This is a genomic window from Vreelandella arctica (assembly GCF_037070215.1).
GTDB classification, from domain to species: domain Bacteria; phylum Pseudomonadota; class Gammaproteobacteria; order Pseudomonadales; family Halomonadaceae; genus Vreelandella; species Vreelandella arctica.
In genome coordinates, this window is record NZ_JBANSN010000043.1 from 1 (window position 1) to 19,781 (window position 19,781).

Consider the following 19,781-nt stretch of genomic DNA (forward strand, 5'->3'; position numbering starts at 1 on the left):
CGCGCGGGCATTCACGAAGGACCCGTCTTTCGAGCCGTCAATCGCTGGGATCGGTTGCAACCCCAAGCCCTCTCAGGCGGGTCAGTGAACCGTATCCTGAAGGCGCTCGGGGAAACCTGCGACCTGGACTTCGTGCCGACCCTGAGCAGTCACAGCTTCCGGCGCGGTTTATCCACCGCCGCCGCGCGGGAGAAGGTCGACTTTGCGCAGATCAAGCGTCAGGGCGGCTGGAAGCATGACGGGACGGTGCGGGGCTACATCGAGGAAGGGCAGCAGTTTACGGACAACGCCGCAAGCACCCTGCTGGCCAAAGTTGCTAGCCTGATCGAGGGCTCCGATTAATGTTTAGTATGACAGTGGTTGGCTACCCATCCTGAGAGAGTTCGCAATGCATTGGACAGGTATGGACTATCACAGTCACATGCACAAGTGATGCGTTATCCGTTTGGATACGATCGCGGTAATGACCGGGCGGCTGAGGGTCATGGGTAACGACCGCGACAATCGCAGCATACAAGTTAGGCCCAATCGACCAAACATGAAGATCACTCACGCGCGTATCGCCGCATTCTACCGCTCGTTTAACGCCCTGCTGGATACCGGTTTGCTGTTGATCGAGTAACACGCGCGATGTGGCTTTCAATAATCCCCAAGACCACCGGGTAATGAGAATGGCACCGACGATACCCATTGCCGGGTCCATCCAGTTCCACCCGGCGTATTTACCCGCAAGCAGAGCCACGATGGCCAATACAGAGGTGAGCGCATCGGCCAACACGTGGAAATAGGCCGCACGGCGGTTGTGGTCGTGATGGTCATGAGAGTGGTGTGAATCGTCTTCCTGGTGGGCATGACTGTGGTCATGGTGGTCGCCAAGAATTTATGCCGACACGCCGTTGACGATCAGTCCGATGATCGCTACGAAAATAGCGCCGTTGAACGAAATCGTGACCGGATGGATAAAGCGATCAATGCTCTCAACCACCATGAAGAGAGCGAAGCCGGCCAGGAGTACGGCGCCCGTGAACCCTCCCAGCGCATTCACTTTGCCGGTACCGAAACTGAACCGCGAGCTCGATGCGTTTGAGTTCGGCAACCCCGTTGGGGCGAATCACACCGGCGAGTTGTAGAGCCTGGAAAGCACTGTGGGGCGCGTTATCCAGTGGGTGGCGCGTCCTTTTTATTTGGGCCAGTAGATGTGACGATCATCAACGACAAAGTCATGCTCGTGAGCCCTCGGATGGCACCAAGGCATTTTGACATTTTAAGGCCAGTTTTAACGGGACGATCTCGCGATCACTTCTGACCCATCCGATTCCGATATATCTCAAGATCGTCCCGCAGTGGTTCCAGATCATAGCCGGCTGCGCTGGCTTGGCTGAGCAGGTCCGCGATCGGATAGTGAGCCGCCTTGGCATAGGCCCACAAGTGGATGGCGCGCTTCCCGGTGCGACAATAGCCGAGAACCGGGTCCGTGGATGATTGCAAAGCGCTGGCAAAAGCCTCGATATCCTCAGGGGCGTACTTTCCCGGTTCGACTGGAATTTCGTACCACGTCATGCCCAGGGACTCTGCCTTGTTTTTCAGGGTTTGGGTATCAGGCTGGTCGTCCGTTTCATTTCGAGCTCTGCTGGCAATAATCGTGCGGAAACCCGCGTTTGCCAGTTGTTCAATATCGTCAATACCAGGTTGCGCCGTTACACTAAAGCGCTCATCAAGTTGTTTGATATCCATCGAATATCTCCTTTAATTTCAGGGAACTTCTGAATAAGTTTATGTCAGCTCATAGCGGCTGGGTTTATCCAAAAAGAGACCGGCGAGAATGCCAGCAAGGATCGCTATCGCCAGGGCACGATCGAGGCCGGACTCAGTACTCAATGCAGAGTGCTGCGCCATTGGGTAACAATCCATGCTTACAAACGTCACGGTTGCTTTCCGCATGCCAGATTTGCAGGCACGGCAACATCCATCAGTTTGGGGTCGGGCAAGTTAAGATTATTCATGATCCGGGCGTACTCGGCTTCCGATTTGCCCGCCAGACGTGGGTTGTAATGCTTCTCCTCGTAGATGGAGGAGCTCAGCATTCCTTTGTAGTCATGCGCTGGATATACCAACGTATCGTCAGGTAAGCGGAACAGTTTGTTAACGATAGAATCGTAGCTCTTGCGTGGGTCGCCGCCCTGAAAATCAGTCCGGCCACTACCGCGAATCAATAACACATCGCCAGTGAATACCGCCTTCTGGTCGCCCTGATTCCAGTAAAAACTGAAGGATTCATCAGTGTGACCCGGAGTGTAAATGGCTTCCAACCGAATGCCGTCGATATCAATTCGATCACCTTCCGATACATGTTCTGATACGCATTCCGCGTTAGTAAATTCACCCATGATGGTGACGCATTGGGTGGCGTCACGCAGATCACCAAGGGCAGTGACGTGGTCAGCATGAGTGTGGGTATCAATCGCCCGGACAAGCTTAAGATCAAGTTGATTAATTAACCCAAGATAGGCCTCCGTCGACTCTTTTACGGGGTCGATGATGAGCGCTTCTCGACCCCGGCCGGACGCAATGAGATAGGTGTAGGTGCTGGATGTTTTGTCGAAGAACTGACGGAACAGCATGAATTTCAATCTTGCGAAAAACGCTAAAAGATATAAGGGTGTAACTAAATGTAATAATAGCAAAGGTAGCTGTCAATCGCAGGGCGAGTGGGCGCCATGCCTAGTGTCTCGCCCTTCGGGAGGCCCTGCTTTTTTTGGTTGGTGAGGTTAGCGTACCTCCCTTCAGCCCTTAATTTTGTGTACGCCTCGTTCACGGACTGTCTTGTTCTTTAATCAGGTAAAAGCCGAGTTTTCAAGCCCATCCTGGAGCGATGTGATTAATGGGCATTCAACATTCCCACGCTGAGCGCAGCATTCCTGCACTAACCCGTCCAGCGCACGCTCGATGCGTCGCAGGCTTGAAATTTTCGCCCGCACACTGGCTAGTTTTTGCTCGCCCAATACCCGTGCTTCATCGCAATGGGTACCGTCCTGCAGTGTCAGCAGCCCTCCGATTTCATCCAGACTGAACCCCAGCCACTGGGCCGTTCGAATAAAGTGCAGGCGGGCCAACGCCTGATCGTCGTAATGGCGGATGCTTCCATAGGGCTTTTCAGGCTCTGCCACTAACCCCCGGCGCTGGTAATAGCGGATGGTTTCCACTCCCATACCGGCGGCTTTGGCCAGGGCTCCAATGGTCATTGAGTGTTGTTTTTTGGACATAGGGGTTGATTCCGTAGCTGACTACGGGAGTAACCTTACCTCAGTCACCCATTTTTAGAAAGGAGCCATCGTAATGTCAGAGTCCAAAAAATCCGGTCGCGGTTCGCTGATCGCAGGAGGGATTGCCGCTGCTCTGGCGTCTGCCTGTTGTCTTGGCCCCCTGGTCTTGATCACGTTGGGCATTTCCGGTGCCTGGGTCGGCAGCCTGGCCGCCCTGGAACCCTATCGGCCCTGGTTCATCGGTGCGGCACTGGTGGCGATGGTCTTTGCCTGGCGCCGGATATATCGACCTGTCGGGGCCTGCCAGCCGGGCGATGTTTGCGCGGTACCGCAAGTGCGCACGGCCTACAAGGTCGTTTTCTGGATCGTCGCGCTGCTCATTCTGACTGCGTTGGCTTTCCCCTTCGTCTTACCGCTATTTTACTGAAACCTGATCCACTATGTTGACTGAGAGGCACTACACCATGAAAAAGTCCCTGATTGCTGCCGTACTGTTTACGCTGTTCAGCCTGCCTGCCCTGGCTGCGCAACAAACGGTGACCTTGTCCGTTCCAGGCATGACCTGTTCGGCCTGCCCGATTACGGTTAAAGCTGCCCTAAAGCGGGTCGACGGCGTGAGCGCTGTGGATGTCCGATATGAGGAACGTGATGCGACGGTTACCTACGACGATGAGAAAACCTCCGTTGAGGCGCTGACTCAAGCCACGACTAACGCGGGTTACCCGTCCACGTTGAAACAGCCCCAGGCGAAACAGGAGTAACCATGCGAACCCCAAACCTTGTTGCGGGTGAGCATCATTTGCACCGTGCTGGTCGCGCTGTTTCACGCCGATACTGGTGGTTTTGCTAGGAACGTTAGGCCTGGCTGCCCTGACCGGTTATCTCGACTACGTGCTGTTGCCCGCACTGGTCTTATTTATTGGCCTGACCTGTTATGCCGTCTGGCGCAAGAAGAAACACGACGCCTGCTGCGATAGTCCATCAACTAAGGAGTAACATTTATGAGTGACGACAACCTGCACATTGCTGTGATTGGCAGCGGCGGTAGTGCCATGGCTGCCGCCCTGAAGGCGACTGAACGCGGTGCCCGGGTGACACTGATCGAACGCGGCACCATTGGCGGAACCTGCGTCAACATTGGCTGTGTGCCCTCTAAAATCATGATTCGGGCGGCTCACATCGCCCACCTTCGCCAGGAAAGCCCGTTTGATGACGGCCTGAGCGCCCAGGCGCCGGTGGTGAATCGTCCGGCGCTGCTTGCTCAGCAACAGGGACGAGTGGAGGAACTGCGCGAGTCCAAGTACCAGAATATTCTCAATGACAATGCCGCGATTACCGTCCTCAAGGGCGAGGCGCGGTTCGTGGACGAGCGCACGCTGACGGTGACGCTCAACGCCGGCGGCGAACAGACGGTGAGCTTTGACCGGGCCTTTATCGGCACGGGCGCAAGACCCGCCGAACCACCCGTTCCGGGGCTGTCCGAAACTCCCTATCTCACCTCCACCAGTGCGCTGGAACTGGATCACATTCCCGAGCGCCTCGTCGTAATCGGTGCCTCGGTGGTGGCCATCGAACTGGCGCAGGCCTTTGCACGCCTCGGCAGCCAGGTCACGGTTCTGGCCCGCAGCCGGGTGCTGTCACAGGAAGATCCGGCGGTGGGTGAAGCCGTGGAAGCGGCCTTCCGTCGTGAGGGCATCGAGGTGCTCAAGCAGACCCAGGCCAGCGAAGTGAGCCACGACGGTCAGCTGTTTACCATGCAGACCAACGCCGGCACGATACAGGCAGAGCAACTGCTGGTCGCCAGTGGTCGCACACCCAATACCGAAAACCTCAACCTGGAGGCCATCGGCGTTGCCACCGAGGGCGGTGCGATCCAGATTGACAAACATCTCCAAACCACTGCGTCGGGCATCTATGCCGCGGGCGATTGCACCGACCAGCCCCAGTTTGTCTACGTGGCCGCCGCCGGTGGTAGCCGGGCCGCCATCAATATGACCGGCGGTGACGCCAGCCTCGACCTCAGCGCCATGCCCGAGGTGATCTTTACCGATCCACAAGTGGCCACCGTCGGTCTGTCCGAGGCGGAGGCCCAGGCTCAGGGATACGACACCGACAGCCGCACCCTGACCCTCGATAACGTGCCCCGGGCCCTGGTTAACTTCGATGCCGGGGGCTTCATCAAGATGGTCGCTGAGCGTGGCAGCGGACGATTGCTGGGTGTCCAGTCCGTCGCGGGCGAAGCCGGTGAGCTGATCCAGACGGCCGTCATGGCGCTGCGTGCGCGTATGACCGTGAACGACATTGCCGATGAGCTGTTCCCGTACCTGACCATGGTGGAGGGGCTCAAGCTCTGTGCCCAAACCTTCACCAAGGACGTGAAGCAATTGTCGTGCTGTGCGGGATAAGACGGTGCCGCCAATGTATAACATGGATGAGATCGTGGAACGGCTGGGTCTGACCGGCGAAAGGGAAGCCGCGCTTCATGTGACGCTGTTGCGCGAGCTTGCCCTGGGACAACCGGTCACTGTTGAGCGGCTCGCGAAGTCGCTCAACTGGACGACTGATGAGGCAGAGTTGGTGCTGGAAAAACTGCCCTGCGGGACCATCGAGTACGACGGCCAGGGACGGCTGATCGGCTCCGGCATCACACTGCGAGAAACCCCGCATGCATTTGTTGTCAACGATCGGCCACTTTATACCTGGTGTGCACTGGATGCCTTGATGTTTCCAGCTGTCATCGGCGAACGGGCGCAGGTGCAATCGCGTTGCCCGCAGACGAACAACCCGGTCACCTTGACGGTTACGCCACAGGGAGTGGTTTCGCTTGAGCCGGAGGACGCGGTCGTCTCTTTAGTCTCGGTGGCCGCAGCGGGAGACATTCGAAGTGCGTTTTGTTGCGACGTCCATTTCTTTGCTTCACGGCAGGCCGGGGAGGCCTGGGGGCGGGATAAAATGCATGTGCACATGGTGAGTGTTCAGGAAGGTTTCGAACTGGGTCAGCGGATTGCGCACCTTATACTCGACAGGGCAAGAAGCCACTAGCATGACGGTAAACACTCGAATGGTAAAACCCAGCCTTGAACGTGGGCCGGGGCCACAAACAGAAGGCTACTTCATTTCCGAGGCGGCCCGTCTCTGTGGCCTGTCTGTGCATCAGATCCGGACTTATCTGGATATGCGATTGGTGTACGCCTGTAGTACTACCCAAGCTGGTTTTCGCTTATTCGATGACAGCTGCCTGGAACGGCTGAAGTTAATCTGCTCCTGTCGTGAAGCCGGTCTCGGTCTACCCGAGATTACCGAGTTTATACAGGCGCTGGATAGCGGAGATGAACGGCAGTGCCGAGCCGTCGAACGGCAAATACAACACACGATTGGTGTTAAAAGAGCCGCGCTGAATCGCTGCACCCAAGTACTAACCAAGGCGGCACGTGGACATGACTGATAAGGCGCGCGAACCGGCCGAGGTATCCAGGCCGCTCACCGGTTACCTGTGGGGGGTATTGGCGGTGCTGAGTTGCCCCTGTCATTTGCCGATTCTTGCCATCGTGCTGACCGGAACGGGTGCCGGCGTTTTTCTCGGGGACTACTGGGTAATCGTGGGTATCGCACTGACCGGTTATCTGGATTACGTCTTGCTGCCGGCCCTGGCCATTTTCATCGGCCTGACCGTCTACGCGCTATGGCGCAAGAGGCAGTACGATGCTTGCTGCGATACCCCGTCTGAGAAGGAGTCACAACCGTAAGTCGCGCAAACACCCACGCTCGCCAGCTACCGAGTACATCACCGTTTAGCCAGGAGCACCGCCATGCACTCAACCCCGCGCGATCTCGACACGCCCGAGGCCATCGCCGAGTTGCTGGATGCCTTCTACCGGAAGGTCCTGGCTGATGATCGCCTGCGCACGCTGTTCGTGGACGTGGCAGATATCGAGCTCGAAACGCACTTGCCGCACATCCGCGCCTACTGGTGCAAGCTGCTGCTCGGCGAACGCGACGGCTACCGGCGCAACATGGTCGCCCGCCACTTGGCGTTGCACGCGCGACACCCTTTGCAGATTGATGACTTCGAACGCTGGCTGAAGCTGTTTCGGGAGACCGTGAACGAAGATTTCGCAGGGCCGAGCGCAGACCGCGCCAAGACATTAGCAACACGGATCGCGGGGAATCTTGTGCAACTTACACGCTCACCAATCAACACGTAACGGACGATCGCACAACCCACTTTCAATGGAAAGCTGAATCATAAGACATCGCAAAACACTTTTGCGGGTTCGATAAGGAGTCACAACCATGAGTCATTCCAACGCCCAAGCCTTCGGTGACAACGGTCACCTGAACGGGATTTTTAACCAACTTGACGTCCCTGATGACGTTCGCAGGCGTCTGGCCCAGCCGCAGCAGAGCGTGCAGGTCATAACGATCTGATCATTGGATCCGTAAATTAAAGAGAGTATTAATCATGAAAAAAGTTACCCTTATTTCTGCCATCGCCATCACATTAACGTCTACTGCTGCTCTAGCAGAACAGGGTTCTGGTGAGCTTAATGAAATCGTTCATGCAAGCACTTCTGCAAACTACAGTACCGAAAATTTGCGCATTGCCCCTGCTGATTTGACGCTTGTGAACGGCGACGCTGCCAAAAACGCTGTCATCGAGCCTAGCTCTGAATTGCATTACTCAACTAGCAACGATGACCAGTTTACAGCATCTGAACTGCCGGATCGTAATGCCTCTTGAAAGCAGATGAGCACTGCTGTTTGAAACACAGCGGAGTTCAGCTTCATACGTGCCAAAAAAAAAACCCACCTAGCGGTGGGTTTTTTTTTGGCACGTATGAAGCTGATATAAAAATATTTTAAAATCAAATAATTATAGGTAAAATCCTATTTTATAGACTCTGTTTCGCAAGGGGTCTATCCGCATTTAGCAGCCCCTCATAACCCATATTATTTTAAATAATTCGTACGCACGAATTTGCTACCTACATATTCAAAGAGAATTCGCCTTATCTTGAATTTTTCATATCAATAAAATCAAAGACTTACAGAAGTCGTGATTATCACCTTTTCCGGCCGCCTGAGAGTGCCCAAAGAGGGGGTGACGCTTGCCAAAAAGGTCAATCTCGCAGCCGGCCAGGCTCTACTTATTAAAATAGTTTTTAAGGCAGTAGAGGGGCTGCTGCCTCACGGCACCTGTGGCGGTTTCGGGGGATCGCCATGCCTGCCCGTCGCCTGCCACAGAAGCCGCACCGCATACCAATGGTCACGCGCGGTGGTGGGTGCCAGGTCATGGGCCCTGAAGTAGGCGTAGACGTGCGCCTTGCCTACCTGGCGGGGATCGCAGCCGCACCACGTCGCGAATGCCTCCGCGCGCTTCACCTGCCGACGCCTGGCCGCCTTGCTGCCCTTGCGGGCGTGGAGGTTGAGCCGGTGCCGGACTTCTGCTGGCAGTCTCATGCCGACCTCCCGATATAAGCCGTCATGATCGCCACGCGACTGTGGCCCAGTTCCTCCGCGATCGTCAGACGTGCCGCCCGATCATCCTCCCGGCTGGCCAGGCCGCCAAGCATCGGCGGCAAGTGGCCGGTGATCTGCTGGTACCGCTCGGCAGCGTAGGCGGCCCGCAGCTCGTGAATGCGCCCGACACCCGCGGCTTGGAGTGCCTCCCGGGCATTGCGCAAGCCGCCCTCTTGCCATTCCCGCCAGCTCTGTTCCGGTGGAACAAGGCTCCGGGCACCGTCCTGGGCATCAGCAGCCCTGGTCAGTGCCTCGATTTGCTGTTGTGACGTGACAGGGATAGTGCGCGCCCGGCCACCCTTGGTGCCGCTGATGATCGATACGCTGCGCTGGTCCGGGGGCTGACTGAGCACCTGCCGCAGCGCGCCTCGGGCGTCGATCAGCGAGGCCTCCTTGCTGCGTAAGCCAAGCGCCCGGGCCAGCTCCACCACCGCTGCGCCGCGCTCCTGTCCGCTGCTGCGCAGGGTGTCGGCGACGGTGGCCACGATGCCCCTTTCGATGCCCTGGGGTGCTTCCTGCCGCACGTTTGAGCGCTTCTCGATACCGCAATCCTTGGTAGGGCTGACGCTCTGCCACTGCCCTTGGCTGGCGAGCCGCATGACGCTATTCACCGCGGATACGAGGTTCTGCCCGTAGCTGGCCGACAGTTCACCGGCCTCGACCCGCGCAGCAATGCCCTGCCCGTAGGCGGCCGCCAGTTGCGCTGTGACGTGTTCCATACGCCGGACGCCCTCACCCTTGGCATAGGCGGCGAACGCCTGCCAGCGGTCGCCCAGCGCCGCCGCAGACGCATACGACGTAGCACCCTCCCGGGCCGCGCGGTTGGCTGCGAACGCCCCCGCCTTGGCGAGATCCCGTGTCTTCAGGCCGTAGTTGTTGGCTCTGGCCATGCCCTCCTCCTGTTGCTCCTGGTTGCCCCCATCCCCCGCCGTTGGCGGTAAGTGATTCGCTGCGTTGAGGCACGCGCAAGCCTTGGGGGTAGCCGCTTGTTTCACGCCGGCGGCAAGTCGGCGGACTGGTATCGCGTTGGGTAGTGACAAAATCCCATCGGGTGCTATGGCGCGGGGATGCGCACGCCAGCAGCGTCGAGCGCTGCCAGCTCCGGCGTAGGGCCAGGGCCCCGGTCCTTGCGAGGGACCGCCCGGGATCGTCGTCACGTCGCCGTGTCCTGCTGGCACAGGGACGGCGTTTCAGGTCATGCGGCATTGCGCCGCTGGCGTTCACGGGGAGGACAGTTCGTCGGTTTTCGTCCGGCGAGCTTCAGGCCGAGAGGGCCGTGGTTAACGGGCTCTCGGGGTGGTAGCCCCATGCGTCTCTGTGCTGTCGCGACAGAGACGCATGGGTAGGACGGTGCCGCCCTTGGCTGGGTGGCGTGTGGGTCGCGAAGAGCGCCCGGGCGTCGGCGGTGACTTGCCTGTGACGCGCCCGGAAGCACCCTCAGCGATCGCGCACACCAGGCCAGCAGCGGAGCGTACCGTCTTGGATCACGGCCACGATGGGCCGGGGAGGTCATCCAGCAGCGGGTAGGTACCCATGCTTGGAAGAGGTCATTCGCCTAGTGGGGCGAAGCGTGCGGCATGGCCGCAGGGGATCATCCGCTTTGGTTGGCGGTGGGGAGGCTCAAGGCCGGGTTTACATGCGATAGGGTGCCGTCGAGCGGGCGCACCTTGGGCATAGTGCCGACGCAGGCAGACGCGAGCGAAGGCGGTTGAAGTCATCCGCTGCCCTGGAGCAGGGCGAAATGAGGATGGGGCGTGGAGCCCGGTATCACTCAGCCCGGAGGCTGGTAGGCCCAATGAGGGCGGTTCGAATGCTGTTCTGGGTTTCGAGGCCAGCTACCCCGCTGCCCGTGGGCAGGACTTCAAAGACCGAATTGGTAACGGGGCCGGCATCCCCGGTCGCGATGCGACGATAACCGGGTCAGATTACCCTGATTGGCTGAAGGTGTGAAGCCTATCGCATCCGGGTTAGCCGTATACGGCAAGCTCCCCGCAAGTAAGGGCTGAATAGGTAGCAAGTACAGCGACAAAGGGCCTGTGTAATCGACAGACCCTTTCGGCCACGCGCATGTACGGGGGTTTAGATTGGGAAACCGTGGTGGGAGCCGTCAGGCAGTTCGACATCAATATGAACGCGGCCACCTGCTGCCTCGACATAGCGCTTGATCGAACTCAGGCGGAGATTATGTCCATCTTTCTCCATGCCTGCGACGGTTGGCTGCCTAACGCCCATAGCGTCGGCCATTTGGGCTTGAGTCATCTCTACGAGACGACGGACCTCCGAGAGTCGCAGATCAAGCAGGATCTCGTCAGCCTTGGCCCTCGCAGCCGCAACGACTTCCGGTTTCTCGCTATCCAGAAGCTGTTCCAGTGTACGTGCCATTTTCTTACCTCACTTTAGCGATTCCAGGTGCGCGGCGTATTCCCGATCAGCTATTGGAATCATCTCATCATAAAAGCGTTTGTCGTTCCCTCCCTTGTCTCCTGCGCAAAGTATTACGCCGGTTCGGTTAGGATCAAACGCGAAAAATGCTCTGAGAGGCTTGCCCCCGCTCTGGATCCGCAACTCTTTCATGTTGGGATACTGTGAGCCGTTAACGGTGTCAGCATGTGGGCGTGACAACATCGGCCCCTTCGCCTGGAGTAACAGTAAAGATGCCAGGACGTTCTCTCGATCAGCGTCGTCTTGCGAGTAATACCAGTCTTCAAATGTCTCGGTTTGTTCTATTGACCACATCGGCAACCTCTTCTTCTATTTATAGGTCATATACTATATAGGTTTTAACCTATTGTAAAGGCCTGATGTGGTGGATGGGGTTTATTCCGCGAAGAACTGTGCCAAAACGCGCAGAGTGTGTAGCGTCATTGCGTTATTGCGTCATTTAACGCTAATACGCTGCCGTTCAAGGGTCTGCGTAATCGACACGCCCTTCCCTACGCTTGGGTGTCGGCGGGCCTGAACCGAACAGCCCCCACTTCGTCGCTATCAATACGCCAGGCACCAGGGGTCGGCACAATCTGCCGACCCCAGGCGGAAAGAGCTTCCCACGCGCGCTGGGTGTCGATGGAGCGGAAGGATCGGAATCCGATTACGACCCCCAAGCCTCCCATGTGCGCAGCGCATCGCTATTTCAGCGTTATTGCGTTATTTAACGCCGATACCGGGCGTTCGTATGGCACCAAGGCTGCCAGTGGGGCGCCCCGCTTTAGGACACCCCGGCTGTGGCCCGCCTCGTCATTGGTACGGGGGGGTTATTCAGAGTAATGCCCTGGTCGCTTAGTGCATTGTCGGGCGGTCTTTGCCTGGCTTAGTCGAAATAGTGGGGTGGGCTGGGCGAGACTTAGGCCTGACTTGCTGGGCATGTGATGCCCCGCCTGAAATCCGCTCGTCGATATCGTTCAGGAAGTCGCGGAGCACCTGCTCAACCCCACCTCCCTCTGCCAGGCGAACGTTTCTAGCTGCGCCGCCCGAAACCGTGCGCCCGTCTGGTAGGTCTAATGGTCTACACCATCTGTCTTTCATCGCTGAACCCTCTTGTCTGCGTCGCCTAATTGCGACATCTCTCACTATATCGTGACGCCATCTTTTCGACACCGGCCGCTGGACGCCAGAGAGGGATTGTCCGGAGCAAAAGACAAGCAGCAATAAAATCATGCCTCAGATTGCGGCAATTCTTGCCCTCAGGCGTCGATAAGGGGTGAGGGCATGCAATGGGGCGGCTTCTTCTTTTCGTTGCTTACAGGGCTTCTCTCGGCGCTCTGGGCGATTGCGTGCCAATGAACGCGCACCCATTCGAACGGCATCATGAATTGATGGGATTTACCTGTGGGGCAATCCCAATGTGATCGCCTTGGTTGGCTTGGTAGAAAACTTAATTCTCGCGCACGTCAGAGAGAGTAGGGTTTGGTTAAGGGCGGTTCGGGTGCAAATTCTGCACCCCGTAGCGCTGTATTTTGCACCCCGTTCAGCTCACGGGGTGCAATATCTGCACCCCGTTATGAGGCTTCACTCGCGAAAAGAAAAAGGAGGGTGGCCAGGCCGGGTTTTCACCGGCTTGCCTTCTTGGACGGACTTCGCGCGCGCTCGCGCGGGAGGGGGTTCTGATCATTGGTAATATGATTCGTCGGATAATTTTCCGACCTTAGTACGGAAGATTTTCCGACCCTTGGCTAGAACCCGCGCCACTGTGGGGATTAAGCCGGTTTGACACCCCTTCTGGCGGCTCCAAGACAATGCCTTTTTACTGGTCGCAAAATTGCGCTGAGTCGATGCCAGCCCTGGCTAAGGGTGTCGAAAAGATGACATGTCTATAGACTCCCGGCTGACAACACCAGGGCAGACGCAGCGGGGAGTAATGGCACAGCGAGCAAAAGGGATAGCATGGGAGCCTTTTCAGCATCCTGGAGGGGAGGCATATTGCTTAGATCATCTTCACCCGGAATGCGTGGAATACGTTATCCCTCCCGCCAAGAACGCCCCAGAACGCCGCTTTCAGGTAGCCGTAAGTTATGGGCTTCATTGCTTTACGCGCACTCCGCGGGAAGGCGAAGCAGTCGATGACGCTGAGTGGTACTCCGATAGCCGAGAGAAGCGGGTCTTTTGTTTGGAGCGCTGGCAGCTGTCTAAAATGCTGCCCGAGGTAGTGAGAACGCTAGGGAATAGAAAGTGCCTTCATACAGGCCGCGAGGAGTTCGTTACGCTCAAGGTGGTGGAGGAAGGGCGCACCTTTGACTACGCGATCTTCTTCATTGTGAGCAAAAGCAATGCTCCGGGTATCGATATGAACCTGTTTATTGTGAGTGCTCACGAGCGATTCAATGCTTTGAAATACACCAAGCCTATCCGGTTCGGCGTCATCCTGATGAATCGATACCAAGGGAAGAAAATTAGGCCGCCACGGTGAGCCTGCTGGCACCGGTACCGCACTGCCATAATATGAACCCCCAGACGCGAAAAAGCCCCACCAATGGCAGGGCCTTCTCTTAATCCGGAGCCTCTTGAGTATTCCACTCTAGGGTGCGAACCGTTTTCACGGTGGGCGGGCGCTTTCACCGGTCAGCGCTACCTTTGAACCTATTATGGAAGCCCTCGGCGTTACTTTTCAAGTAATATCGAAGATTACCCCCCCCTACTCCGAATGCCTGTCCCCTTAGCGCTTTTACGCTCGGTGGGATTCGTTTCTTCACGCCCCGGCCCCCAATGACGGCAGTCGCTAGCAGCGCTTAACCAGATATCACAAGCCCCATAGTGAGTTACGGGCCTTCAGTGTGCGCAACTGATCGACCATAGGGGCCTTCACTGGCTGAGTGATGGCCCGTAGCGCTCGCCTATCGTTGTGCTGACCAACGGTAGGGAGTCACAGCCGATGTGAACCCGGTGGCGTTGGCTGTAAATCAATATTTTTGCCTCCCGTAGGGCAAAAACGTCGCTCCGTACCCCTTTTAAGTATATGAGGGTAACGGACATGCCGGCCCTCTGAATCTTAATCACACGATACGGAGGCCATCATGGCAGCTCGCACGAAGACAGCCACTCCCGGCCACAGCGCAGTGATTCGCGCGGTGAAACTCAACAATCACAAGCTGGGGGCCAGTGCCGCGCACACGTGGCGCACCATGCCGGTACCGCATGCTGACAAGGACCGGACGCACCTCAACGAGGACTGGCGGCCGGTGTCGAGCCCCAAGGCACTACGCACCGCGATCCGCGAGCGCCTGGAGCTGGCCGACAACGTGACCGCCGATTCGGTGTTGGCCATCGAGTACGTGGTGTCAGGCCCTCATGAGGCTTTCGCCGAGCAGGGTGGCTCTGTGGAGTGGCGTTCATACTTCTGCGATGCGCTGGCCTTCCTGGAAGCCCGCCACGGTGCCGAGAACATCGCCGCCGTGAACGTACAGCTTGATGAGCTGACACCACACCTGGTGGTCTACGCCGTCCCCCTCGTGGACTACCCGGCGACCACGCGCACGCGCAATGTGATCCTTGGTAAGCAAGGTGACGAGTGGATCCGGGGGCCGAAAGCTTTCGACATACCCGCCCGCACGGCATTAAGCGCGACGCATTTCATGGGGTGCCGTGATCAGCTGCGCGAGCTCCAGTCCAGCTTTGCGGAGGAAGTTGCTATTCCACACGGCTTGAGCCGAGGGCTGCGCCATTCCGCGGCGACCCATGTCACCACCAAGGCGTATCACCAAGCTTTGGCCCGTGGCCTGGCCGAGAACCTGAGCCTATCGCCCGATGACCTGGCCCGGCAGGGGCTGTTGTGGGGCAAGGAGAGCCCCGAGAAGCACGCCGCCAGGGTGACGGACTTCGTGGTCGAGCACTACGCGCCCACGGTGGCCAGGGCGGCAACGGCAGGTATTGAGCGCCGCCGCGCGGACGAGATGGCAGAGACGGCCCGCCGAACGGAGGCAGCCCTGAACGAAGAGCGCACAGCACACCAGCAGGCCCGGGAGCGGCTTCGCGGACTAATCGGCGGCTTATCTGGTGAAGAGATCACAAAAATAAAGGGTTTCGCCAATAAGTGCCGCAGGCTACGCCGTGAGGCTGAAGAGGCCCGCAAGCTCGAGGAGCAGCAACGCGAGGAAGAGGCACAGGCGGAACGCGAGCGTATGGAGAACGATCGGGCCGCCCAGCTGCGTCGCTTGACTCCCGAGGCCTTAGCCCGGCTGGAGAAAGGTGAGCGAGTTAAAGCGTGGCGCTTTGCCATAGCCCGTGACGATTTGGGAGAAACGCTGGAAGCCTGGCTGGATAGCGATCTGTTCGAGATGGACGGCATTCTTTCCTCGCGAGGTCGCGCTCTGATCGAGAGGGAAGCCCCCAGGCCCACGGAGCGCCACACCACCCAAGAACAGACCCCGGCAACGCCTGGGGCAGGCATGCCGACACGGTCACCGTTCGAGCGATAACGGACGATGAAACTTTCCTTATCATTTTTTTGTCCATACAATTAAAGTCATGATAATCGACTTTGACCCGAACAAGAGCGCTCGCAACGAAGAGGAGCGCGGACTCCCCTTCGCAGCGGTTGAGCGCTTTGATTAGGAAGGCGCTATGAGAACGCGGATCACGAATAAAGACGGTGAGGTAAGAGAGCTCACAGACCAGGACGTTAAGCAGATGCGGCCTATGTCGGAGGTTCTGCCCGCCAATCTTCAGCGAACCATCGGCCAGCGCGGTAAGCAGCACGCGCCGACAAAGGTGAAGACCTCGATTCGCCTCTCCCCGGAGGTGATCGAGCACTTCAAGGGAGAGGAAGGCGAAGGCTGGCAGCGCCGCATTGACCAAGCTCTAAAGCAGTATATCCGGGAGCATGGCCACGGCTGATCTGGTCAGCCCGCGCCCTGCCCATGCCTTCCGTCGATGGACAGAGAGCGCCACACCATGAAGGAAGACCCTCTAGCCGCCCATTTGAGGCGGCTTTTTTGTAGCGTTATAGCGTTATTTCATCATTGCGTTACACTAAGCATAGCAACCAATCGGATGTTGAGCCTCCCACCAAGGGGCTGGCTTCACTCGTAACGCTTTAATGAATTGACGCAATAACGCAATAACGTTTTAACGCAAGGAGGGGCAGTTTCATGGGCTACATCATCGGCGTTGTTAGCCAGAAGGGCGGGGTAGGCAAGTCCACTATTTCCAGGGCAGTGGCCACCACCTACGCGGCGGCTGGCTGGAACGTGAAAGTGGCTGACCTCGACATCAACCAGGCTTCTAGCTTCTCGTGGCTTCAGCGGCGATTGGCCCGCGAAGTACAACCGGTGGTGGCGGTAGAGACGTTTGGCACCGTCGACCAGGCCCTCAAGATCGCTGAAGCTTACGACATGATGATTCTTGACGGTGCGCCCCATGCGACCCGGGCGACCATGGAGATAGGTAAGCGAGCAGACTTGGTGGTACTGCCAACGGGACTGTCCCTCGATGACCTGGAGCCCACCGTTCTACTTGCTAATGCCTTGTCCAGCGAGCACGGCGTCTCGGTGGAGCGGATCGCTATTGCCTTGGTAAAGACTGGCGATAGCCCGCGGGAGCTGGATGAGGCGCGCAGCTACCTCGCTGCCACCCCGTATTTTGTTCTCGACTCACAGATTCCTGAGAAGACGGCTTTCCGGCGGGCACAGGATGGCGGGTTATCTGTCGTGGAAAGCCCTTATAAGGGGCCCCGAGAGCAGGCTGACAAATTAATCCAAGCAATCATCGATCGCCTTGAGTCTGTAACGCAATAACGTTTTAACGCTATAACGCAAGGAGGCCACCATGGCCGCACCCAGCAAAAAGCCAAACCCTAAGGGGCTTCCGCCCCAGTCTGCTCAATCGGCACATGTCGTGGGCAATAACACCAGCAAGCCGGAGAGCGGCGCCAAGGTGCCGTGTAATTTCCGCGTTGATCCCGAGTTCAAGAAGCGGCTGAAAGTGTTCTCTGCCGCGCACGACATGGACATGGTGGAAGTTTTTGAGCAGGCGGTGAATGAGTTCATCGACCGCAAAGGTGGTGCGTGAATTGTGCTTAAAAGCGCGTTTTTCAAGAATGCAAACTTACACACTTGCAAACTCTCACACTTACACGCTAGTATGATCTTAACGACCGACGAGGCAACCCGATGACGACTAAGAAGCCGGTGAGCGCAAGAGCCCTGTTAGCCCGTATCAACAGGCAGTTGGCCAAGGATGGACAGCAGATGAAGACCTGCCCGGAACGCAGTCAATGGCATGACGAGCTCGGCAGTTATTACATCGTCGATCTGGATACAAGCACGATTGTTGTTAAGGGAATTGACGATCTTGAAGAATGGACACGCCGGGAAATGGACGGCGTTCTGAAGCCGTTCGAAGCCTTAGAAGGCTAAAGACATTAAAAAGCCCCGCGACGGGTGCAACCGTCCGGGGCCATGACACCGCGTCAACCTTGGGAGAAAACGCAATGTCTGTACATGATAATCCCCGCAGCGCGCGAGTGGGAACCCTGAGCCGCAATGAGCTGACGATTTTGCTCAATGTGCTCGCTCCGTACCGCTCTGAAAAGATCACTGCTCCTATCATGGAGCTTGCCACGAGACTGGCCCGTATCGAAGACACGCAGGGCGGGGAGGCTGCTCAATGAAAATGTCCCGTGAAGCCCAAGAGCGTCTCGACCGCGTCTATGATGCCCTGAGAATCGAAACCGCAGGTGGTGCTCAAGCCGAGGAAACACTGGGCCTACCGCGCAGGAAAGCCACTGAAGCCAGTGAGAGGACGGCCTGATGAAAACCACCATCACCTTCGACAGCAGCTTGGTCGCGGATCCTGCGCAACGTGAGGGCATCGAGGAGACGCCAGGGCTCAAGCTGGCATCCCTCTTACGCGAATTGGCCGACGAGTGCGATCGTCACGGTGGCCTGCCTATGTCACGGGCACTGTGTCTTGATAGAGGTCTCATTGTTGGCGAGGTTGCTACAGAGCAGGCGTGGGGGGATCAGGACGAATTGGTATACCTCACCACTCGCGATGTCATTGCCAAGACAGGCTTGGCCAGCACCACGCTTCAACGTCGACGTGAGAATGATCCTACATTCCCCAAGCCGGTGGTGCTGAGCAAAGTAGGCAATCAAAACCGTTGTATTCGTTGGGTTCAGTCTGAAATTGAGGGCTGGATGCGAAAGCAGGCTGAAAGCCGGCCTGAATAACCGGTTTGCTCTTCAATTGACACGCAAGGAGTCCGCCCCATGAACCGCCACGCCGTTTTAACTGATGACACCGTAGACGACGCCACTTTGCTAGCGGCCCTTGAGGCTGCTGGTATTGATGCCCAGGTGAAGCCGCTACACCTACAGCGGGCCGCTAAGGTGGCTGCTGACATCATCGTAGAGTACCCGGAAGGGCAGCGCGGGCATGCCCGAGATACGCTAGTTCGCTGGATGGATGAAGCGCTGGACGCTGCCGACGATGCCCGCGTGAAGCGGATCAACGACAGTATCGACCGCCTGGAACGTGACCACGGTGATCTGGCGACTTGGCGAAGCGTTGGCGGACACATCGCGCTCGACGTGCCAACCGCACTTGTCGCCAGCATTGCCAACGCTTCCAACGATGCTCGCCGCGATATTGAGCTGCGCACCTTAACCGGCCTGCTGTTACCCCAGCTTGAGCGGATCACACCCCAGCTAATGGAGCGCGCGCTTGGCGACGACTACGCGGGCAACCGTGGCGATTATGAGCGCTTGGTAGCGCTGGTGTGTCGGGAAATGATAGAGGAGGCCAGCCAATGAAAACCAGAATTCACCACGATGCCGAGCTTTTTCGGTCTGAAATCGCCCTGCGGCTTTACAAAGAAAACCTGACGGACGCTATCGACGTTATTACCCGCGACGGCGAGCCGGAAACGCTGCTGGCCGTGGTGCGCAGCTATGAAGACCCGTTTCTGTATTACAGCAATCAGAAATACTACAAAACCTACCAGCACGCCTTTGCTGCTATCGGCGCCGCCATTGACCAGGTCAACCCGGAGCACAAGCCGCTTAGCGATCGCTGGGAAGAATGAGCCACCGTCCTGGCCTGGTGCCGGGGACAAATTGGACATAATAGTAGTTATCGCCAATTCGACCCTGGCCGCTGTGCCTAACCATTTTTGCGCCCAAATCACTGTGAATAGGTGGTGAAAGTGGTAGCAAGAATTAAATGCCCCGTGTATAGCCGCTGTTTTAGGGGTTTTGTGGCTAGTGTTCACACTTCTACGTAAAGTATGAACGCATGTCTCTAGGCATCACTAGAGAGTACCTAGGCGACTCAGCCCGCCACCAACAGCTAAGGAGAGGGTGTCATGCGTACCAGCCAAGCCCCCCGACTGACTCCACGCCGCATCGAAAGTCTTCCCCCCAGAGATAAGCCCTATCGGGTACCCGACTGTCATTTTCAGAAGGTGACTGCACGGAATATCAAGAGTCGGCTGCACAGTCTTTTCTGATCTGTGGTCGTCTCAGAAAACGGAAAATAAAGCACGCTAAGCTGTGGAAGCCCCTGCCA

Annotated in this window: 31 protein-coding genes and 1 pseudogene; 23 read left to right on the plus strand and 9 right to left on the minus strand. The window is 57.5% G+C overall.

The genetic code is table 11. From position 1 onward, the window contains the following. The coding region (locus V8L70_RS20905) for a tyrosine-type recombinase/integrase (RefSeq protein ID WP_336270527.1) at positions 1–342 on the plus strand (342 nt) is incomplete at its 5' end. Positions 343–364: 22 nt separating this feature from the next. On the opposite strand, the pseudogene dmeF reads toward V8L70_RS20905, so the two are convergent. From dmeF to merR, 5 genes and pseudogenes are all read right to left on the minus strand, one after another. Then, positions 365–1,045 (minus strand): annotated as a pseudogene (gene dmeF, locus V8L70_RS20910) (CDF family Co(II)/Ni(II) efflux transporter DmeF). A 251-nt stretch (positions 1,046–1,296) separates the two neighbouring features. Then, entirely contained in the window at positions 1,297–1,734 is a 438-nt protein-coding gene (locus V8L70_RS20915) for a protein tyrosine phosphatase family protein (protein ID WP_008295672.1), read from the minus strand. Positions 1,735–1,773: 39 nt separating this feature from the next. Continuing rightward, positions 1,774–1,896: a hypothetical protein gene (locus V8L70_RS20920; protein ID WP_008295673.1), complete on the minus strand. Its 123-nt coding sequence runs from the start codon at positions 1,894–1,896 to the stop codon at positions 1,774–1,776. Between the two features lie 26 nt (positions 1,897–1,922). After that, positions 1,923–2,621 carry an MBL fold metallo-hydrolase gene (locus V8L70_RS20925; protein ID WP_008295674.1) on the minus strand — a complete coding sequence of 233 codons (699 nt, stop codon included), beginning with the start codon at positions 2,619–2,621 and terminating at the stop codon, positions 1,923–1,925. A 213-nt stretch (positions 2,622–2,834) separates the two neighbouring features. Then, positions 2,835–3,263, minus strand: coding sequence for a mercury resistance transcriptional regulator MerR (gene merR, locus V8L70_RS20930; RefSeq protein ID WP_015077956.1), 429 nt, complete (start codon positions 3,261–3,263; stop codon positions 2,835–2,837). Positions 3,264–3,336: 73 nt separating this feature from the next. Here merR and merT point away from each other — a divergent pair, with 73 nt between their 5' ends. The 11 genes from merT (at position 3,337) to V8L70_RS20985 (ending at position 8,741) form a co-directional block, all read left to right on the plus strand. Further along, complete coding sequence (merT, locus tag V8L70_RS20935) at positions 3,337–3,690, plus strand: mercuric ion transporter MerT (protein ID WP_008295676.1); 354 nt, start codon at positions 3,337–3,339, stop codon at positions 3,688–3,690. Between the two features lie 37 nt (positions 3,691–3,727). Further along, positions 3,728–4,024, plus strand: coding sequence for a mercury resistance system periplasmic binding protein MerP (gene merP / locus V8L70_RS20940; protein ID WP_023659522.1), 297 nt, complete (start codon positions 3,728–3,730; stop codon positions 4,022–4,024). Between the two features lie 76 nt (positions 4,025–4,100). Beyond that, positions 4,101–4,259 carry a mercury resistance system transport protein MerF gene (gene merF / locus V8L70_RS20945; RefSeq protein ID WP_232774866.1) on the plus strand — a complete coding sequence of 53 codons (159 nt, stop codon included), beginning with the start codon at positions 4,101–4,103 and terminating at the stop codon, positions 4,257–4,259. Positions 4,260–4,264: 5 nt separating this feature from the next. Continuing rightward, entirely contained in the window at positions 4,265–5,668 is a 1,404-nt protein-coding gene (gene merA, locus V8L70_RS20950; protein WP_101146480.1) for a mercury(II) reductase, read from the plus strand. A gap of 13 nt (positions 5,669–5,681) precedes the next feature. Further along, positions 5,682–6,305 (plus strand): organomercurial lyase MerB, encoded by a 624-nt coding sequence (gene merB, locus V8L70_RS20955; protein ID WP_101146481.1) that lies wholly within the window; start codon positions 5,682–5,684, stop codon positions 6,303–6,305. A gap of 1 nt (position 6,306) precedes the next feature. Next, entirely contained in the window at positions 6,307–6,708 is a 402-nt protein-coding gene (locus V8L70_RS20960) for a MerR family transcriptional regulator (RefSeq protein ID WP_015077959.1), read from the plus strand. Further along, positions 6,701–7,009: a broad-spectrum mercury transporter MerE gene (merE, locus tag V8L70_RS20965; protein ID WP_015077960.1), complete on the plus strand. Its 309-nt coding sequence runs from the start codon at positions 6,701–6,703 to the stop codon at positions 7,007–7,009. Before V8L70_RS20960 ends, merE begins: the two co-directional genes overlap by 8 nt. Positions 7,010–7,072: 63 nt before the next feature. Then, complete coding sequence (locus V8L70_RS20970) at positions 7,073–7,468, plus strand: group III truncated hemoglobin (protein WP_015077961.1); 396 nt, start codon at positions 7,073–7,075, stop codon at positions 7,466–7,468. Positions 7,469–7,556: 88 nt separating this feature from the next. Beyond that, positions 7,557–7,691, plus strand: a complete 135-nt coding sequence (locus V8L70_RS20975) for a hypothetical protein (RefSeq protein WP_269801101.1) — start codon at positions 7,557–7,559, stop codon at positions 7,689–7,691. Between the two features lie 34 nt (positions 7,692–7,725). Then, positions 7,726–8,004 carry a hypothetical protein gene (locus V8L70_RS20980; protein WP_015077962.1) on the plus strand — a complete coding sequence of 93 codons (279 nt, stop codon included), beginning with the start codon at positions 7,726–7,728 and terminating at the stop codon, positions 8,002–8,004. 479 nt (positions 8,005–8,483) lie between these two features. Continuing rightward, positions 8,484–8,741: a hypothetical protein gene (locus V8L70_RS20985; RefSeq protein ID WP_157826489.1), complete on the plus strand. Its 258-nt coding sequence runs from the start codon at positions 8,484–8,486 to the stop codon at positions 8,739–8,741. On the opposite strand, the gene V8L70_RS20990 is transcribed toward V8L70_RS20985, so the two are convergent. The 4 genes from V8L70_RS20990 to V8L70_RS21005 all read right to left on the minus strand — a co-directional run bounded on the left by V8L70_RS20990 (position 8,720) and on the right by V8L70_RS21005 (position 12,305). Then, positions 8,720–9,673: an integrase domain-containing protein gene (locus V8L70_RS20990; RefSeq protein WP_015077964.1), complete on the minus strand. Its 954-nt coding sequence runs from the start codon at positions 9,671–9,673 to the stop codon at positions 8,720–8,722. The genes V8L70_RS20985 and V8L70_RS20990 overlap by 22 nt on opposite strands. Before the next feature lie 1,189 nt (positions 9,674–10,862). Beyond that, positions 10,863–11,165 (minus strand): helix-turn-helix domain-containing protein, encoded by a 303-nt coding sequence (locus V8L70_RS20995; protein ID WP_015077966.1) that lies wholly within the window; start codon positions 11,163–11,165, stop codon positions 10,863–10,865. Positions 11,166–11,174: 9 nt separating this feature from the next. Then, positions 11,175–11,519, minus strand: coding sequence for a type II toxin-antitoxin system RelE/ParE family toxin (locus V8L70_RS21000; protein WP_015077967.1), 345 nt, complete (start codon positions 11,517–11,519; stop codon positions 11,175–11,177). Positions 11,520–12,059: 540 nt separating this feature from the next. Next, the gene (locus V8L70_RS21005) at positions 12,060–12,305 is read right to left on the minus strand and encodes a hypothetical protein (RefSeq protein WP_015077968.1); all 246 of its coding nucleotides are present in this window, start codon (positions 12,303–12,305) and stop codon (positions 12,060–12,062) included. A gap of 781 nt (positions 12,306–13,086) precedes the next feature. Here V8L70_RS21005 and V8L70_RS21010 point away from each other — a divergent pair. From V8L70_RS21010 to V8L70_RS21060, 11 genes are all read left to right on the plus strand, one after another. Further along, positions 13,087–13,686 (plus strand): hypothetical protein, encoded by a 600-nt coding sequence (locus V8L70_RS21010; RefSeq protein WP_015077969.1) that lies wholly within the window; start codon positions 13,087–13,089, stop codon positions 13,684–13,686. A gap of 604 nt (positions 13,687–14,290) precedes the next feature. After that, the gene (gene mobV, locus V8L70_RS21015; protein WP_015077970.1) at positions 14,291–15,691 is read left to right on the plus strand and encodes a MobV family relaxase; all 1,401 of its coding nucleotides are present in this window, start codon (positions 14,291–14,293) and stop codon (positions 15,689–15,691) included. 145 nt (positions 15,692–15,836) lie between these two features. Further along, complete coding sequence (locus V8L70_RS21020) at positions 15,837–16,109, plus strand: BrnA antitoxin family protein (protein WP_015077971.1); 273 nt, start codon at positions 15,837–15,839, stop codon at positions 16,107–16,109. 254 nt (positions 16,110–16,363) lie between these two features. After that, a complete protein-coding gene (locus V8L70_RS21025) occupies positions 16,364–17,008 on the plus strand; it encodes a ParA family protein (RefSeq protein WP_015077972.1) in 645 nt (214 codons plus the stop codon). Positions 17,009–17,039: 31 nt separating this feature from the next. Continuing rightward, entirely contained in the window at positions 17,040–17,282 is a 243-nt protein-coding gene (locus V8L70_RS21030; RefSeq protein ID WP_015077973.1) for a hypothetical protein, read from the plus strand. A 101-nt stretch (positions 17,283–17,383) separates the two neighbouring features. Further along, entirely contained in the window at positions 17,384–17,629 is a 246-nt protein-coding gene (locus tag V8L70_RS21035; RefSeq protein ID WP_015077974.1) for a hypothetical protein, read from the plus strand. A 74-nt stretch (positions 17,630–17,703) separates the two neighbouring features. Further along, positions 17,704–17,883, plus strand: a complete 180-nt coding sequence (locus V8L70_RS21040) for a hypothetical protein (protein ID WP_101146483.1) — start codon at positions 17,704–17,706, stop codon at positions 17,881–17,883. Continuing rightward, the gene (locus tag V8L70_RS21045; protein WP_157826491.1) at positions 17,880–18,023 is read left to right on the plus strand and encodes a hypothetical protein; all 144 of its coding nucleotides are present in this window, start codon (positions 17,880–17,882) and stop codon (positions 18,021–18,023) included. Before V8L70_RS21040 ends, V8L70_RS21045 begins: the two co-directional genes overlap by 4 nt. Further along, a complete protein-coding gene (locus tag V8L70_RS21050; protein ID WP_101146484.1) occupies positions 18,023–18,445 on the plus strand; it encodes a helix-turn-helix transcriptional regulator in 423 nt (140 codons plus the stop codon). The genes V8L70_RS21045 and V8L70_RS21050 overlap by 1 nt, the downstream gene beginning before the upstream one ends. 39 nt (positions 18,446–18,484) lie before the next feature. Then, on the plus strand, positions 18,485–19,027 hold the full coding sequence (locus V8L70_RS21055) for a hypothetical protein (protein WP_015077977.1): 543 nt from the start codon (positions 18,485–18,487) through the stop codon (positions 19,025–19,027). Continuing rightward, positions 19,024–19,299 carry a hypothetical protein gene (locus V8L70_RS21060; RefSeq protein ID WP_015077978.1) on the plus strand — a complete coding sequence of 92 codons (276 nt, stop codon included), beginning with the start codon at positions 19,024–19,026 and terminating at the stop codon, positions 19,297–19,299. The genes V8L70_RS21055 and V8L70_RS21060 overlap by 4 nt, the downstream gene beginning before the upstream one ends. The last annotated feature ends 482 nt before the right edge of the window (positions 19,300–19,781 follow it).

Bases quoted from the DNA above. Each gene is read 5' to 3' on its own strand.
- V8L70_RS20915 (WP_008295672.1), bottom strand. From the start codon at position 1,734: ATGGATATCAAACAACTTGATGAGCGCTTTAGTGTAACGGCGCAACCT.
- V8L70_RS20920 (WP_008295673.1), bottom strand. From the start codon at position 1,896: ATGGCGCAGCACTCTGCATTGAGTACTGAGTCCGGCCTCGATCGTGCC.
- V8L70_RS20925 (WP_008295674.1), bottom strand. From the start codon at position 2,621: ATGCTGTTCCGTCAGTTCTTCGACAAAACATCCAGCACCTACACCTAT.
- merR (WP_015077956.1), bottom strand. From the start codon at position 3,263: ATGTCCAAAAAACAACACTCAATGACCATTGGAGCCCTGGCCAAAGCC.
- merT (WP_008295676.1), top strand. From the start codon at position 3,337: ATGTCAGAGTCCAAAAAATCCGGTCGCGGTTCGCTGATCGCAGGAGGG.
- merP (WP_023659522.1), top strand. From the start codon at position 3,728: ATGAAAAAGTCCCTGATTGCTGCCGTACTGTTTACGCTGTTCAGCCTG.
- merA (WP_101146480.1), top strand. From the start codon at position 4,265: ATGAGTGACGACAACCTGCACATTGCTGTGATTGGCAGCGGCGGTAGT.
- merB (WP_101146481.1), top strand. From the start codon at position 5,682: ATGTATAACATGGATGAGATCGTGGAACGGCTGGGTCTGACCGGCGAA.
- V8L70_RS20960 (WP_015077959.1), top strand. From the start codon at position 6,307: ATGACGGTAAACACTCGAATGGTAAAACCCAGCCTTGAACGTGGGCCG.
- merE (WP_015077960.1), top strand. From the start codon at position 6,701: ATGACTGATAAGGCGCGCGAACCGGCCGAGGTATCCAGGCCGCTCACC.
- V8L70_RS20970 (WP_015077961.1), top strand. From the start codon at position 7,073: ATGCACTCAACCCCGCGCGATCTCGACACGCCCGAGGCCATCGCCGAG.
- V8L70_RS20975 (WP_269801101.1), top strand. From the start codon at position 7,557: ATGAGTCATTCCAACGCCCAAGCCTTCGGTGACAACGGTCACCTGAAC.
- V8L70_RS20980 (WP_015077962.1), top strand. From the start codon at position 7,726: ATGAAAAAAGTTACCCTTATTTCTGCCATCGCCATCACATTAACGTCT.
- V8L70_RS20985 (WP_157826489.1), top strand. From the start codon at position 8,484: ATGCCTGCCCGTCGCCTGCCACAGAAGCCGCACCGCATACCAATGGTC.
- V8L70_RS20990 (WP_015077964.1), bottom strand. From the start codon at position 9,673: ATGGCCAGAGCCAACAACTACGGCCTGAAGACACGGGATCTCGCCAAG.
- V8L70_RS20995 (WP_015077966.1), bottom strand. From the start codon at position 11,165: ATGGCACGTACACTGGAACAGCTTCTGGATAGCGAGAAACCGGAAGTC.
- V8L70_RS21000 (WP_015077967.1), bottom strand. From the start codon at position 11,519: ATGTGGTCAATAGAACAAACCGAGACATTTGAAGACTGGTATTACTCG.
- V8L70_RS21005 (WP_015077968.1), bottom strand. From the start codon at position 12,305: ATGAAAGACAGATGGTGTAGACCATTAGACCTACCAGACGGGCGCACG.
- V8L70_RS21010 (WP_015077969.1), top strand. From the start codon at position 13,087: ATGTCTATAGACTCCCGGCTGACAACACCAGGGCAGACGCAGCGGGGA.
- mobV (WP_015077970.1), top strand. From the start codon at position 14,291: ATGGCAGCTCGCACGAAGACAGCCACTCCCGGCCACAGCGCAGTGATT.
- V8L70_RS21020 (WP_015077971.1), top strand. From the start codon at position 15,837: ATGAGAACGCGGATCACGAATAAAGACGGTGAGGTAAGAGAGCTCACA.
- V8L70_RS21025 (WP_015077972.1), top strand. From the start codon at position 16,364: ATGGGCTACATCATCGGCGTTGTTAGCCAGAAGGGCGGGGTAGGCAAG.
- V8L70_RS21030 (WP_015077973.1), top strand. From the start codon at position 17,040: ATGGCCGCACCCAGCAAAAAGCCAAACCCTAAGGGGCTTCCGCCCCAG.
- V8L70_RS21035 (WP_015077974.1), top strand. From the start codon at position 17,384: ATGACGACTAAGAAGCCGGTGAGCGCAAGAGCCCTGTTAGCCCGTATC.
- V8L70_RS21040 (WP_101146483.1), top strand. From the start codon at position 17,704: ATGTCTGTACATGATAATCCCCGCAGCGCGCGAGTGGGAACCCTGAGC.
- V8L70_RS21045 (WP_157826491.1), top strand. From the start codon at position 17,880: ATGAAAATGTCCCGTGAAGCCCAAGAGCGTCTCGACCGCGTCTATGAT.
- V8L70_RS21050 (WP_101146484.1), top strand. From the start codon at position 18,023: ATGAAAACCACCATCACCTTCGACAGCAGCTTGGTCGCGGATCCTGCG.
- V8L70_RS21055 (WP_015077977.1), top strand. From the start codon at position 18,485: ATGAACCGCCACGCCGTTTTAACTGATGACACCGTAGACGACGCCACT.
- V8L70_RS21060 (WP_015077978.1), top strand. From the start codon at position 19,024: ATGAAAACCAGAATTCACCACGATGCCGAGCTTTTTCGGTCTGAAATC.